This is a genomic window from Bacillus sp. NSP9.1, assembly GCF_000465465.2.
In the GTDB taxonomy this organism is placed as follows: Bacteria; Bacillota; Bacilli; order Bacillales; family Bacillaceae; genus Bacillus; species Bacillus sonorensis_A.
This window is the reverse complement of record NZ_CP048273.1, coordinates 1,903,247-1,917,062: the sequence shown is the minus strand read 5'-3', so window position 1 is coordinate 1,917,062 and position 13,816 is coordinate 1,903,247. Positions and strand designations below refer to the sequence as shown.

Sequence of the window (13,816 nt, the reverse complement as noted above, 5' to 3'; positions counted from 1 at the left end):
AGATTCGCTAAAATGCGAGGAATCTCCTTCAAAACATCTAGCATTCGTCAAATTTTGATAACAAAAAAAGAACGCGGAAAAATCCGTGTTCTTTTTTGTCTAATCCTTGTTATATTTTTTTTGCAACTCGACGTAGGCTTTGACGATTTTGGCTGAGATGTTTTTGTTGATTCCTGTTTTATCGTTGATGACGGATGGAACGACAACGCTGAACGCGATTTCCGGTTTTTCTGAAGGATAGTAGCCCGCAAAGGTTAAGTTGTAGGTATCATTTCCCCACCAGCTTCTATTTGTGCCGTAATATTTCGTTTCAGCAGTTCCGGTTTTGCCCGATACGTCAAGCGAACCGAATGTCCCGGCGGCAGTTCCCGTCTGGGTTACTCTTTTTAATCCCCGCTTGACGATTTCGATGTCACTTTTCGAGTTGTTGATTTGATTCAGCACATTGGCGGATCGTTCCTCAATGACAGGTCCAAGCTTTTCGCTCTCAGGCTGGCGGATGCTTTTCACGACCCTTGGCTGAACCCTGTACCCGCCATTTGCAATCGCAGACATATATTGAGCGAGCTGCAAAGGTGTATACGTATCATATTGTCCGATGGCTTCATTGAGGATCAGCCCTCCGACTAAATCCGGGGTCGTCTGCATTCCGGCCGACTCCTGCGGTAGATCTATGCCTGTTTTCACGCCCAGCCCGAACTGGCTGTAGTAATTTCTCATTTTATTCAAGTCTTCCTGATCCGCCGGAAGGGCGCCATGCGGTTTATAGGTAACACCTGCAATATACATCGCAACATGGAACATATATACGTTCGAACTTTTTTCAAGAGCCCTGACTTCATCGGTCCAGCCAATGCTGTTCCCTCTGTAGGATCCTGTTTCAACACCGCCTGCAAAGTATAACTTTGTGTCTAAATAGTGTTGCCCGTGCGGCATGCCGCTTTGGTATCCGGCAAGCACTGTCGCGCCTTTGACCGCCGACCCCATTTCATACTGGGTCGTAAACGTACCGATGGCGTAATCGGTTATTTTGCCGTCGACGATCCGTTTGCCGGCCATTGACAGAATGTCTCCGTTATTCGGGTCCATCATGACGACGAACGCCCTGTCAAGCATGTAATTTGAACCGCGGAATGTGTTGAGTTCATCTTCAATGATCTTTTCGACTTTCTTTTGCAGCTCCATGTCAAAGGTCAACTGCAGGTCGTAGCCGCGCCTTCCTTCATCAATTGTTTCCTGGCTGATGACTTCGCCTGAGCGGTTTTCCGTATATTGAACCTTTGCTTTTTTCGGATTTAAATATTCTTCATATTGATACTCGAGGTAGCTTTTTCCGACTCTGTCATTCCGGGCATATCCCCTTGTCAGGTAGAAGTCCTCCCTATCCTTGATGAGTCCTTGTTCAGGCGTTGTGACGCCTCCGAAAATAGAGTAAAGCGTCTTTTCATAAGGGTATTTGCGGGTCCAGTCCATGATGACATCGACCCCTGGCAGCTCTTCCAAATGCTCGGATACCCGGGAGACTTCCTCATAGGTCAAATCGTTGGCAGGCAGCTGTTTTGAATCTTTTTCATCCAGCAGCTTCGCATCGTCTTTCGAAGCGGTTTTCGGATTCATGGCTTTAACGATTTGCGGCTCATAGGCATAGCCGCCGGAAAATCTTCTGAAAATAGCGGCGACTTCAAGCTCCTCTTTATCCCTTTCGAGCGCTTTAATCTCTTCTTCTGGAACACGGTCGACCTGAAGCTTGTATGTTTTGTCAGACTTCAAGGTTTTTTCTCCGTCTTTCAAGAGAGCAGCCGCCTTTTTCGGATGTTTGGCAAGCCAGTAATCTTTCAAATCTCTTTCTTTCAGAAATGATGTATCGATATTGATCAATTCTGCAAGCTTTTTGGCTGTTTTGATTTTGTCTTCCGTCTTGGTGCTCGTCATCACCGTATATGTGATCGCGGGTACGCTTTGGTTGTCGACAACCACCCGCCCGTATCTGTCATACATTTTGCCCCGCGGTGCAGGATAAGACGCGATTTTGGCTTCTGTTTTTGAAGCCTGCTGCTCATACTCTTCTCCTTTGACGATTTGCACGAGGCCCAGCTTGACAATCAGTGCCGCGAACAGGGTGAACACCGCAAAGAAATACAGGTTGATCCGCCACATCCGTGATCGTCTGCTTTTTTTCACTTCAGCCGGATCATGTCGAGATTCTGTCACTGAAACATTCTCTCCTCTCACAATATTCAATTTTCACATTAATTAACCGATCATATTGTAACACTTTTGTAATGGTTGTTACAATCTAAAGTTATATAAAAAGCTGTCAATCTCTTTTTATATTAAAATTTAACTAACATATTTAAAATTTGGTACGTTTATGACAAGACGTGTAAAATAGAGGTTTGGTTACACCTTGATAGCAAAGGTTTTTTATTTTTTTATGTCAAAATTAACAACAATCGCTTGTCAAAGGAAATTACTGGTTCAATTATTTCAAAAAAGCCGTGTTATGATGCTAGTGTACGAAACAAAATACAACATTTAGGAGGAAAACAGTTTATGAAAAAAGCTTTTCTTTTATCAGCAGTTGCCGCTGCATCGATCTTTACTTTCAGCGGTGTTCAACAAGCAGACGCCAAGGAACAGCAGCCAATTCAAGTGAAAGCCTTCTATTCTAATATAAAAATTTCTAATCTTGCAGATCAATTGAATGTTCAAAATCTGAACAAGCTTTCTCAAGCTGATCAGGAAAAAATTCAATCTCTGCTTCAATCATATATGAAACAAGCAGGTCAGCAGTCTAAGGCTTCTGCGCCAAAAGCAGATCAACCTAAAGCTTCTGCGCCAAAGGCATCTCAGCCTAAAACGTCAAAACCTGAAAACACTCAAACTCAAAAACAGGAAGCTTCAAAACCTGCTGCTTCAAAAGAGCAGACAACTGAGAAAAAGGAAAACTCAACTCAAGCTTCTTCTTCAGTGAGCGCATACGAAAAAGAAGTCGTTGAGCTGACAAATGCCGAAAGAAAGAAACAAGGGCTAAAACCGCTGACATTGGACGAAAACTTGAGCAAAGTAGCCCGCGCAAAATCTCAAGATATGAAAGACAACAATTACTTTGATCACAACAGCCCGACTTACGGTTCTCCGTTTGATATGATGAAGAAATTCGGTATCACATACCGTACAGCCGGTGAAAACATCGCGAAAGGTCAAAGAACACCTCAAGAAGTTGTCAAAGCTTGGATGAACAGTGAAGGTCACAGAAAGAACATTATGAATCCTAACTTTACACATATCGGTGTAGGTTATGTGAAAGACGGCAACTACTGGACTCAGCAGTTCATCGGAAAATAAGCTTGATCAAAAAAACCACTTGCATTCATTGAAATGCAAGTGGTTTTTTGTTTACCGGTATTCGGTCCAAAGCTTGTATAAGCTTTGGGTGCCGCTGTTTTCTTCACCTTTTTCCGCAAGCGTGTCATACAAGGTTTTGGCGAGTTCAAGGCCCGGCATTTTTTCACCCATCAGCTCCGATTCCTCAAGGGCGATCCCCATATCTTTAATGAAATGCTTGACATAAAAGCCCGGTTCGAAATCGCCTTTCAGCATTCTTGGCGCGAGATTGGACAGCGACCAGCTTCCCGCAGCTCCGGTTGTAATGCTTTTTAAAACATTCTCCGGATCAAGCCCCGATTTTTTCGCGTAAGCCATGGCTTCAGCAACACCGATCATTCCGGCGGCAATCGCAATCTGATTACACATTTTTGTATGCTGTCCGCTTCCTGCCGGCCCTTGATATTGAATATTTTCTCCCATGATTGAAAAGATCGGCAAGCACTCTTCGAACGCTTCGCGTTCACCGCCGACCATAATCGCAAGCGTGCCGTTGCGGGCGCCGATGTCTCCGCCGGAAACCGGGGCGTCCAAAGCATACAGCCCTTTCTCTTTGGCGGCCGGTGCAATTGTTTTGGCAAGAGACGGCTTCGAAGTCGTCATATCAATGAGGTATGAGCCTTTCTTTGCGTTATCAATAATGCCCCCGCTGCCAAAATAGACCTCTTCAACATCTTTCGGGTAACCGACCATCGTGATGATCACATCTGCCGCTTGTGCCAGCTCTTTGACAGATGCTTTCCATTCCGCTCCTTTTTCGACCAGGTTGTCCGCCTTCTGTTTCGTTCTCGTAAAGACGGCTGTCGGATAGCCTTCAGCCAAAAGATGTGCGGCCATGCTGTTTCCCATGACGCCAAGCCCGATAAATCCGATTGTTTTTTTCATGCTGTTTTCCCCCTTATATCGCTTTTACCATTCCGCCGTCGATCAGTAATGTTTGTCCCGTCATGTATGTATTGCACTCTGATAAAAGAAAGCTTGCATATTGTGCAAAGTCTTCAGGCTTCCCGTAGGCGCCGAGCGGTATTTGTTTTTCGAAAGATTCTTTCACATGCTCTTCGGAAAGGCCTGTCTGTTCGGCTTTTTGCCTGTCAAGTTCTGCCACGCGGTCGGTCGCGATCCTTCCCGGAGCCAGCGTGTTAATCAAAATACGGTGCTCGGCCAGCTCTTCAGCGAGAGACTTCGTAAGACCCACGATCCCCATCCGAAACGTATTGGAAAGCAATAGACCGGGGATCGGCTGTTTGACTGATGATGAAGCGATATTGATGATCCGTCCGCCATCCTTTTTTAAATATGGAAGAGCTTCACGGATCAAGCGGATATAGCTGAGCAGGTGAAGTTCAAACGATGATGTCCAATCATCATCGGTAAGCTCCAGCAGGCTGCCGCCTTTAGGTCCGCCGACATTGTTGACAAGCATGTCCACCGTTCCGTGCACTTCGGCCGTCTTGTGCACAAGCGCCTTGATCTCTTCTCCGTTGGCAAGGTCGCATACTTCATAAGTGACCGCGGCGCCCGAAAGGCCTCTCAGCTCTTCTGCTGTCCTGTGCAACACTTCTTCATTTCGACCGGACAGCATAATATTGGCGCCTTCCCGGCAAAGAGCGAAAGCGATCGCTTTTCCGAGACCTTTGCTGCTTGCGGCGACAAGCGCGGTTTTGCCTTTCATCTTTAAATCCATGCGGGCATCAACTCCTTTCTTTTTTCTAGTTTAACATGAAAATTAGGATCTCACAGCTTAAATAAAGCCCCCTCTGGCTCTTGAGGGGGCATTGTCGCTATACTTTAAATTTTTCAATCGCTTCCAATAAATCTCTGTTCGCACTGCTGAGTGCTTCAGTTGATTTGGCGATCGATTCAAGCGTCGTCAGCTGCTCGTTGGTAGAGGCGCTGACCTCCTCTGCCGCCGCGGCGGATTGCTGGGAAATGGCGGAAATGCTTTGGATCGAATCCGTCATTTTTTGCTGCTCACCGCTCATATCTGAGATCTCTGAGTAAATGTGATCAATCGATTTGACGAGCGCCTGCATTTCCGCCGTAATCTTGCTGAGCGCTTCTCCCGTCTCATGGATCATGTCATTTTGCTCTTCGTTCAGCTTGCTTGCTTCCGTCATGGCGGAAACGGCATCCTTTGTTTCAAGCTGAATCTGTTTGACCGTTTCACTGATATGCTGTGAAGAGGATGCCGATTGCTCAGCGAGCTTTCTAACCTCTTCCGCGACGACGGCAAAGCCGCGTCCGCTTTCTCCGGCCCGGGCCGCTTCAATGCTGGCGTTCAAGGCAAGAAGATTGGTCTGATCCGAGATGGCCGAAATCGCCGTGACGACATCTTCAATATTCTTCGTTTTTTCTTCAAGCTGCTGAAGCATTTGTTCCACTTTTTTCGTTTCCGTATTTGCTTCGTTTGATTTCGCCAAAAGCTGTCCGAGCGCGTCAATTCCTTTATAGCTTGCATCTTCAGATGTTCTGGAAAGCTTTTGAATGCTGTCGGCATGGTGTTCGATTTCTTTAATTTTCACAGACAGCCGCTCGGATTTTTCATTGACGTTTTCTACTTCTGCAGCCTGTTCTGTCGCACCGGTTGCAACTTCATCAATCGCTTTGGCGATCTGCTCGCTCGCAAATACCGTTTCTTCAGATACGGAACTCAATTGATCCGTTGTTTCCGATACTTTACCGGATGACGACCTGACCTTCAAGATCATCTCTTTCATGTGCTCGACCATTTTGTTAAAGTCTTTTGTCAGCGTGCCGACTTCATCTTTCGACTTAACCGCCGTCTGCACAGTCAAATCTCCGTCAGAGACCGCTTTTGTTTGGGCGATCAGGCGTTTGATCGGTCCCGTGATGGTTTTGGCCAGGAAGTAGCTCAGAACAATCGCAACCACCAAGGCTAAACCTGAGATGATGAGCACAATTTTGTTCATTTCCTGAGCGACCCAGAGCAGTTTATCGGTTTGGAACTGCGTGCCGACTTTCCAGCCTGTGCCGTCGATCGTTTGATAGGCGATGACATTGTCTTTGCCAAGCTTGATCCCGTCTTTTGCGGAAGGAATGTCTTTGTACATCTTATCTTTTGACATATCTTTGCCTTGTTTTGACGGGTGAGCCAGCATGGTTCCATTTTGGTCGATCAAAAAGGCGTAGCCGTCATAAGGGACCTTTTGATCATTGATGATTTCGTTTAATGCTTTTAGCGAAATGTCAAAGCTGATGACGCCTTTTACTTTGCCGTTGACAACGATGGCTTTTGCTGCGGCTACCGTCATGTCTCCTGATACGACATCTTGATACGGTTCAGTCCAAACGACTTGATCCGGTGTTTTTTCCGCTAATGTATACCACGGGCGGGTTGTCGGATCAAAATCTTTATCAAATGATGTTTCCGGATATATAAAGATTTCTTTTTGCTCTGTCCCGATATATGCAAAGTTGACATGCTCGTTTTTATCCTTTATCTGCTTTAATTCATCGAGAACAAGATTTTTTAATTCCTTACCGTTTTCCCCGACAAATGACTGGCTCATTTGGCCGTCACTCATACGGGATAAGGCGATTTCGTAGTTCTTTAGTTGAAGCTCGATGTTTCCTTTAATCGCGTTGAGAAGACTAGAAGTGGAGTCCTTCGCTTCTTCTTGAAGCATGGATTTCAAAATGAACGTGGTTGACAATTGGAGAACGATCACCGTCACAATCAGGATGACAGCAACGAATCCAGCAATTTTAATGTGCAGTTTTTTAAACATGCGAATCCCTCCCTTACACACACTTTCATACTTTTTTTATCGGCTTGGATTATTGATTGTTTAAGACAGGGGTCAAAACGCTATATAATGAAGGAAATAAGCAAAGGAGTGATGGGGGATCCATAAACAATTTTACGTTGATAACGGTACTTCTTTTCAGCAGGTTGAAATCCGCAATTATCGGCCTGAGGATATTCCTGCGCTGATGTCTTTGCAGAGAGAATGCTTTCCCGCACCTTTTCCCGCAGACCTTTTATGGAATGGAAAACAGCTTCGCTCCCATATTGATATTTTTCCGGAAGGAGCTGTATGCGCTGTTGCAGAAGGCCGCCTTATCGGCTCCATGACAGGGCTTATCATCGACTTTGACCCGAGCCGACCGCATCACAACTGGGATGAGGTGACAGACAGCGGATACATCCGCACACACCAAAACAATGGGAACTCGCTTTATGTCGTTGATATTTCCGTCTCTCCAGATCATCGGAAGCTTGGAATCGGGAAATGGCTGATGCAGACGATGTATGAATTGACGGTTGATAAAGGGCTTGAGCGGCTGTTGGGAGGCGGACGCATACCACACTACCACAAGTCTGCCGAGCAGCTGTCTCCGGAACAATATGTGCAGGCGGTGTTGCGGGGAGAAAAACGCGATCCCGTCCTTTCATTTCTTCTTCAATGCGGCCGTTCGCCTCTTTGCGTAATCCCGGACTATCTTGAAGATGAAGAATCGCTTCATTACGGCGTGTTAATGGAGTGGAAAAATCCTTTTTTTAAATCATAAACTGGGAAACTCCTGATTTTCAGGAGTTTCCCAGTTTGATTTTCTCATTTTATGCTCTGTCATGTGAAATATTCGATTTTCGCTTCAGGAAAATGCTTGTCGATATAAGTTTCGAGCGCAGTGCGCAGTTCGGCTTCTTCATCCTGTTGATAAATATATTTTCCAATTCCATATCTTCCCCATTTATAGCGGCGTTTTTCTTCGTCAAGTTCGAGCTTTGTTTTCGGGTAATTCTTTTCAATGACACGTTTGGCCGGCTTGGTGAATCTGTGCTGAATCATTTCAAATGTGATGTCATGTCTGACATGCCGGGGCAGAGCATAATCCAGCTTTTCAAGCAAGGCTCTGTATCCTTCCTGCCAGCCGTCATGAATGTAGATGGGCGCTATGATAAATCCGAGCGGGTAGCCCGCCTCCGCCACCTTTACCGCGGCTTCGATCCGTTGATCCAAAGGAGATGTACCGGGTTCAAAGTGTTTAATCACATAGTCGGCATTGACGCTGAACCTGAACCTCGTTTTGCCATTATGTTCTGCATCAAGCAAATGGTCGACATGATGAAATTTTGTGACAAAGCGCAGTTTGCCGAGATCAGACCTCCCAAAATGTTCAATTGCATGTTTTAGCGTATGTGTCAGATGATCGATTCCGACGATATCAGATGTGCAAGAAGCTTCAAACCGAGTTTCATCCGGTGCCCGTTCCTGCATGTACTGATCAGCTTGATCAAGAATCTCTTCAACATTGACATATGTTCTGATATAAGGCTTGCTTCCCATCGTCGTCTGCAGGTAGCAGTAGTGGCAGTGACCCATGCATCCAGTCGCAAAGGGGATGGCATATTCTGCGGACGGTTTTGATGAATCGAATTTCAGCGTCTTTCTGACGCCGATGACAAGGGTTGACTTTGCGTTCCGGTATTTTTGCAGGTGGCCTTCTCCCGGGATATTCCTCACCTGATTATGGGAAGTGGTTTCTCTAATCTCCAGGCCCATATTAGCAAATTTGTCTTTCAGTTTTCGGCCGAGGGGATATTCCAACGCTCTCGGTTCAATGTAGACAAGCTGGGGGACAAACGGTTTAACCATTAAAAAGAGACACATCCTTTTTGTCGTTTCCCATACTTTTTGCATGAACGATGTACGATATACGGGGAAATGCTAGGCCTCGTCAAACAATTCACGATAAAGCCGCTCCGCCTCTTCATATGAGGAAAAAACGGCGTCATCCTCGGCGAACGCGTGGTATGTATCAAACAGAAACAGCGCCAGTTCGCCTTCATGGAGCGGATGCTCGACAACCTCCGCTTCTTTAATATGGGCAACATTTGCAGCATGCGGATTGCGATAAATGACATATACTTGATCCCCTGCCTTGACCTGTTGTTTTGACATACAAAAAGCCTCCATTTTATCAGATGTTAACTTGTAGTATCCCCGTCAAAACAAGCCTCATTCTGTGCAATACAAAAAGCCCGGACGGAATATACCGCCCGGGCTTGCAGGTTTGATTTATGAGAGAGTGAAGGTTTCTTTAACGAATTGAACAACTTCCTCTGTCGTACTCATTGACAAAATCTTCTCTTTAAATGACTCTGTCTCTTTTTTAGAAAGCTTGCTGATTTGCGTTCTCGCCGGAAGGATGGATGTTGCGCTCATTGAGAACTCATCAAGGCCAAGGCCGAGAAGGATCGGGATCGCAATTTCATCGCCGGCCATCTCACCGCACATGCCAACCCATTTGCCTTCTTTATGAGCCGCTTCAATCACAAGCGTAATCAGGCGAAGAATCGCAGGGTTGTATGGCTGATAAAGGTAAGATACCTGTTCATTCATCCGGTCTGCGGCCATTGTGTATTGAATCAGGTCGTTCGTTCCGATGCTGAAGAAGTCGACTTCTTTCGCAAATTGATCAGCGATTACCGCTGTAGCCGGAATTTCAACCATCATTCCGACTTCAATGTCGTCGGATACTTTCTGGCCTTCAGATTGCAGCTTTTCTTTTTCTTCTATTAGAATCGCTTTAGCTTGTCTAAATTCATTGACCGTCGCAATCATCGGGAACATAATTTTCAGGTTTCCATATGTACTTGCCCGAAGTAACGCGCGCAGCTGCGTTCTGAAAATCTCTTGCTCATCCAGGCAAAGACGGATGGCTCTGTATCCTAAGAAAGGATTCATTTCTTTCGGCAGTTCAAGATATGGAAGCTCTTTGTCTCCTCCGATATCAAGGGTACGGACGACAACGGATTTGCCTTCCATACGCTCAAGCACCGTTTTATAGGCGTCAAACTGCTCCTCTTCAGTTGGAAGCTGGTCTCTGCCCATGTAAAGAAACTCTGTACGGTAAAGTCCGACGGCTTCGCCTCCATTTTCAAGGACGCCTTTCACATCATCAGGTGTGCCGATATTTGCGGCAAGTTCAACATGGTGTCCGTCATTTGTGACAGTTGGTTCGTTGACAAGCTTGGCCCATTCCGCTTTTTGCTCCAAAAACTTTTGGTGCTTTTCTTCGTATTGGCTGATGACGTCTTGAGCAGGATCAACGATCACATCGCCGTTGATGCCGTCTACGATCACCGTTACGCCGTTTTGAATTTCCTTCGTCGCCGCTTTTGTTCCGACAACCGCAGGAATTTCCAATGAGCGGGCCATGATGGCTGAATGGGAAGTCCGTCCGCCGATATCCGTTGTAAACCCTTTAACAAACTGACGGTTTAACTGCGCTGTGTCAGATGGAGTCAAGTCTCCGGCAACGATAATGACTTCTTCGGAAATCAGGCTCGGGTTTGGAATGTCAACACCGAGAAGATGTCCTGTGACCCGCTTTGTGACATCGCGGATGTCTGCAGCGCGTTCTTTCATATATTCATTGTCCATTGACTCAAACATCGTGACAAACATGTCAGCCGTTTCTTTCAAAGCAAACTCCGCATTGACGGAATCTGATTTGATTTTGTCTTTGATCGGGTTTAACAATTCAGGATCGCTTAATACTAAAAGATGTGCTGAAAAGATTTCAGCTTTATCTTCGCCAAGCTCTTTCAAAGCGTGGTTTTTAATGGTTTCCAGCTCTTTTTTCGACTGCTCGACGGCTTCTTCAAAACGATTTACTTCCGCCTCAGAATCAGAGATGTTTTTCTTTTCAACCGTGAGATCAGGCTCCTCAAGCCGATATGCTTTTGCGATCGCAATACCGGCTGAAGCTCCTATTCCTTTCAATTCAAGCATTACTCGCCGAGTCCTTCGCTTTTCATTGTATCTTCCAGTGCAGAAAGAGCATCATTTTCGTCAGCGCCTGAAGCAGAAATCGTAATTTCAGCACCTTTAGCAATACCAAGTGACATAACACCCATAATAGATTTAAGGTTTACGGTTTTTCCGTTATATTCCAAATTGATATCTGCATCATATTTGCTCGCAGTTTGTACAAGAACTGTCGCTGGACGCGCGTGGATACCAGAGTCTGCAGTTACTTTAAACGTTTTTTGTGCCATTTTTATCAATCTCCTTTTAATTTAAAGCTTTAATACATTCACAATATTATATCATACAGCCGTACATGTCATCTGACAAGTACGGCCATTTTGTGAATTTATTTTTCGATGCGGACGATTTCATCCTGCTTCAGGCTGACATTTCCTTCCGCCACTAAGCTTACAGCAGCGCCTTCTTCAAGGTTTGTGAAAACGACTGGCGTCATCAAGGAAGGCACCTGATCCTTCACTTTGTCAATATCGACTTCGAGCAGCTTCTGGCCCGGTTCAACGCGGTCTCCTTCTGAAACAAACGATGTGAACCCTTCGCCTTTCAAGCTGACGGTATCAATTCCAAAGTGGATCAGAATCTCTCTACCGCTGTCAGATTGCAGGCCGATCGCATGCTTTGTCGGGAAGACGTTGAGCACTTTTCCTCTTACAGGAGAAACGACCGTGCCTTCTGAAGGAAGAATCGCGAAGCCGTCGCCCATCATTTTTCCTGAGAATACCTGGTCAGGTACATCAGTAATCGGATGAAGCTCTCCTGCCAGCGGTGAAACAAAGACTTCCTCACCCGCTTCATTTTGAAGAGGTTCGACCATGACTTCTTCAATCTGCTGCTCGACTTCCTCAGCGGCTTCCGGAGCTTTTTCAGGGCGCGGCGTACGTCCTGACATGATATCCTGCATTTGTGATTTTAAGGTGTCTGATCTCGGTCCGAAGATCGCCTGAATGTTATTGCCGACTTCAAGTACGCCTGATGCGCCAAGTTTTTTCAAGCGCTCCTTGTCAACTTTCTTCTGGTCGTTGACTGTCACGCGAAGTCTTGTGATACATGCATCAAGGTGCTTGATGTTTTCTTGATCTCCCATGGCTTCAAGAATTTCATACGGCAGATCGCCGGCTGCTTCTTTGCCTTGTTCAGGAGCTTCTGCAGCCTCATCCTCGCGGCCCGGCGTTTTCAAATTGAATTTGCGGATCGCAAATCTGAATCCGAAGTAGTAGACCACAGCCAGCACGAGACCGACAGGGATCACAAGCCACCATGCCGTGCGGTTTGGCAGAATACCGAACAGGAAGTAGTCGATCAAACCGCCTGAGAACGTCATTCCGATCTTGACATTCAGAATGTCCATCATCATGAATGACAATCCGGCGAATACACAGTGAATCGCAAACAGGATAGGTGCAACGAACAAGAATGAGAATTCGATCGGTTCAGTAATCCCTGTTAAGAAAGATGTCAGCGCGGCTGAACCCATAATACCGGCGACAAGCTTTTTGTTTTGCGGCTTTGCTTCATGATAAATCGCCAGCGCTGCGGCAGGAAGACCGAACATCATAAACGGATATTTACCCGTCATAAATGTTCCGGCAGTCAACTGAACGCCGTCTTTAATCTGCGCCATGAAAATTCGCTGGTCACCGCGGACAAGTTCTCCAGCTTTGTTTGTGTAGCTGAAAAATTCGTACCAGAATGGCGAGTAGAAAATATGGTGCAGACCAAACGGTATCAGCGAGCGTTCGATAATACCGAAGACCAAAGCGGCCAGCGCTTCGTTGGCAGCAAGCAGGTTTGTCGAAAAGCTGTTCAACGCCCCTTGAATCGGCGGCCAGATCACCAGCATGATCAATCCGAGGATCAGGGCGCTGATGGATGTAATAATCGGAACAAACCGTTTTCCGGCAAAGAATCCTAAGTATTGCGGAAGTTCGATTTTAAAGAATCGATTGTACATGGCAGCGGCGAGGACACCGACGATAATACCGCCGAATACCCCGGTCGCCAATGTCGGAATCCCGAGCACTGTCGTATATTGCGGATGGTTCTCGGCGAAAAATTGCGCTCTTTCAACTGCATCGCTCGGAATTGAGCCGTTTTGAATCAGCACCGCGCTCATCGTCACATTCATGACGAGGTAGCCGATGATAGCGGCGATTCCAGCGACACCGTCACCGTTGGCAAGGCCGATTGCAACACCGACTGCGAACAAGAGAGCCAGGTTGCTGAAGACAACATCCCCTGAGCTTTCCATCACTTTCGCAACCATTTGAACGCCGCCATTCGTTAGAAACGGCGCGACCTTAATCATTTGCGGGTTTTGCATGGCATTACCCAAGGCGAGCAGAATTCCTGCCGCCGGCAAGATTGCTACTGGAAGCATCAGCGCCCGTCCGATTTTCTGCAGGACGCCAAATAGCGATTTAAACATTGTTTTTACCCCCTCTAAGGATAGTTTGACCTTACAGCAAAAATTCATGACAACTTCGTTCAGGTAGGCCTCTTTTTTTCAAGATAAACCGTTTACATTTCGTTTCTAGAACGACAAAAAAGGCATGGTGAAAGCGGGTACACAAAGAAACAAAAGACAGCGTCTTCATTTCTTCCCTTTTTTCACTCATGCCTGATCGAATCAG

Annotated in this window: 11 protein-coding genes and 1 pseudogene; 2 read left to right on the top strand and 10 right to left on the bottom strand. The window is 46.2% G+C overall.

Going from position 1 to position 13,816, the window contains the following annotated elements:
• Positions 1–99 precede the first annotated feature (99 nt).
• Positions 100–2,211: a peptidoglycan D,D-transpeptidase FtsI family protein gene (locus M654_RS09935; protein WP_026586753.1), complete on the bottom strand. Its 2,112-nt coding sequence runs from the start codon at positions 2,209–2,211 to the stop codon at positions 100–102.
• A gap of 342 nt (positions 2,212–2,553) precedes the next feature.
• Here M654_RS09935 and M654_RS09930 point away from each other — a divergent pair, with 342 nt between their 5' ends.
• On the top strand, positions 2,554–3,348 hold the full coding sequence (locus M654_RS09930) for a CAP domain-containing protein (protein WP_026586752.1): 795 nt from the start codon (positions 2,554–2,556) through the stop codon (positions 3,346–3,348).
• Between the two features lie 51 nt (positions 3,349–3,399).
• On the opposite strand, the gene M654_RS09925 is transcribed toward M654_RS09930, so the two are convergent.
• The 4 genes and pseudogenes from M654_RS09925 to M654_RS24360 form a co-directional block, all read right to left on the bottom strand.
• The gene (locus M654_RS09925) at positions 3,400–4,272 is read right to left on the bottom strand and encodes an NAD(P)-dependent oxidoreductase (RefSeq protein ID WP_026586751.1); all 873 of its coding nucleotides are present in this window, start codon (positions 4,270–4,272) and stop codon (positions 3,400–3,402) included.
• Between the two features lie 13 nt (positions 4,273–4,285).
• A complete protein-coding gene (locus M654_RS09920; RefSeq protein WP_026586750.1) occupies positions 4,286–5,071 on the bottom strand; it encodes an SDR family oxidoreductase in 786 nt (261 codons plus the stop codon).
• 97 nt (positions 5,072–5,168) lie between these two features.
• Positions 5,169–6,095 carry a methyl-accepting chemotaxis protein gene (locus tag M654_RS24365; RefSeq protein ID WP_409446670.1) on the bottom strand — a complete coding sequence of 309 codons (927 nt, stop codon included), beginning with the start codon at positions 6,093–6,095 and terminating at the stop codon, positions 5,169–5,171.
• Between the two features lie 15 nt (positions 6,096–6,110).
• Positions 6,111–7,034 (bottom strand): annotated as a pseudogene (locus tag M654_RS24360) (cache domain-containing protein); the annotation flags it as partial.
• A gap of 307 nt (positions 7,035–7,341) precedes the next feature.
• Here M654_RS24360 and M654_RS09910 point away from each other — a divergent pair.
• The gene (locus M654_RS09910; RefSeq protein WP_081692832.1) at positions 7,342–7,920 is read left to right on the top strand and encodes a GNAT family N-acetyltransferase; all 579 of its coding nucleotides are present in this window, start codon (positions 7,342–7,344) and stop codon (positions 7,918–7,920) included.
• Positions 7,921–7,979: 59 nt separating this feature from the next.
• Here M654_RS09910 and splB read toward each other — a convergent pair whose 3' ends face one another.
• The 5 genes from splB to ptsG form a co-directional block, all read right to left on the bottom strand.
• Positions 7,980–9,008 carry a spore photoproduct lyase gene (splB, locus tag M654_RS09905; protein ID WP_026586747.1) on the bottom strand — a complete coding sequence of 343 codons (1,029 nt, stop codon included), beginning with the start codon at positions 9,006–9,008 and terminating at the stop codon, positions 7,980–7,982.
• Positions 9,009–9,080: 72 nt separating this feature from the next.
• A complete protein-coding gene (locus M654_RS09900; protein ID WP_026586746.1) occupies positions 9,081–9,314 on the bottom strand; it encodes a transcriptional regulator SplA domain-containing protein in 234 nt (77 codons plus the stop codon).
• Positions 9,315–9,431: 117 nt separating this feature from the next.
• Entirely contained in the window at positions 9,432–11,150 is a 1,719-nt protein-coding gene (gene ptsP / locus M654_RS09895) for a phosphoenolpyruvate--protein phosphotransferase (protein ID WP_026586745.1), read from the bottom strand.
• Positions 11,150–11,416 carry a phosphocarrier protein HPr gene (locus M654_RS09890; protein ID WP_026586744.1) on the bottom strand — a complete coding sequence of 89 codons (267 nt, stop codon included), beginning with the start codon at positions 11,414–11,416 and terminating at the stop codon, positions 11,150–11,152. The genes ptsP and M654_RS09890 overlap by 1 nt, the downstream gene beginning before the upstream one ends.
• Positions 11,417–11,514: 98 nt before the next feature.
• The gene (gene ptsG / locus M654_RS09885) at positions 11,515–13,611 is read right to left on the bottom strand and encodes a glucose-specific PTS transporter subunit IIBC (RefSeq protein ID WP_026586743.1); all 2,097 of its coding nucleotides are present in this window, start codon (positions 13,609–13,611) and stop codon (positions 11,515–11,517) included.
• Positions 13,612–13,816 lie beyond the last annotated feature (205 nt).

Excerpts from the sequence above, each read along its gene's own strand:
- M654_RS09930 (WP_026586752.1), top strand. The coding sequence starts at position 2,554 with ATGAAAAAAGCTTTTCTTTTATCAGCAGTTGCCGCTGCATCGATCTTT.
- M654_RS09925 (WP_026586751.1), bottom strand. The coding sequence starts at position 4,272 with ATGAAAAAAACAATCGGATTTATCGGGCTTGGCGTCATGGGAAACAGC.
- M654_RS09920 (WP_026586750.1), bottom strand. The coding sequence starts at position 5,071 with ATGGATTTAAAGATGAAAGGCAAAACCGCGCTTGTCGCCGCAAGCAGC.
- M654_RS24365 (WP_409446670.1), bottom strand. The coding sequence starts at position 6,095 with ATGATCTTGAAGGTCAGGTCGTCATCCGGTAAAGTATCGGAAACAACG.
- M654_RS09910 (WP_081692832.1), top strand. The coding sequence starts at position 7,342 with ATGTCTTTGCAGAGAGAATGCTTTCCCGCACCTTTTCCCGCAGACCTT.
- splB (WP_026586747.1), bottom strand. The coding sequence starts at position 9,008 with ATGGTTAAACCGTTTGTCCCCCAGCTTGTCTACATTGAACCGAGAGCG.
- M654_RS09900 (WP_026586746.1), bottom strand. The coding sequence starts at position 9,314 with ATGTCAAAACAACAGGTCAAGGCAGGGGATCAAGTATATGTCATTTAT.
- ptsP (WP_026586745.1), bottom strand. The coding sequence starts at position 11,150 with ATGCTTGAATTGAAAGGAATAGGAGCTTCAGCCGGTATTGCGATCGCA.
- M654_RS09890 (WP_026586744.1), bottom strand. The coding sequence starts at position 11,416 with ATGGCACAAAAAACGTTTAAAGTAACTGCAGACTCTGGTATCCACGCG.
- ptsG (WP_026586743.1), bottom strand. The coding sequence starts at position 13,611 with ATGTTTAAATCGCTATTTGGCGTCCTGCAGAAAATCGGACGGGCGCTG.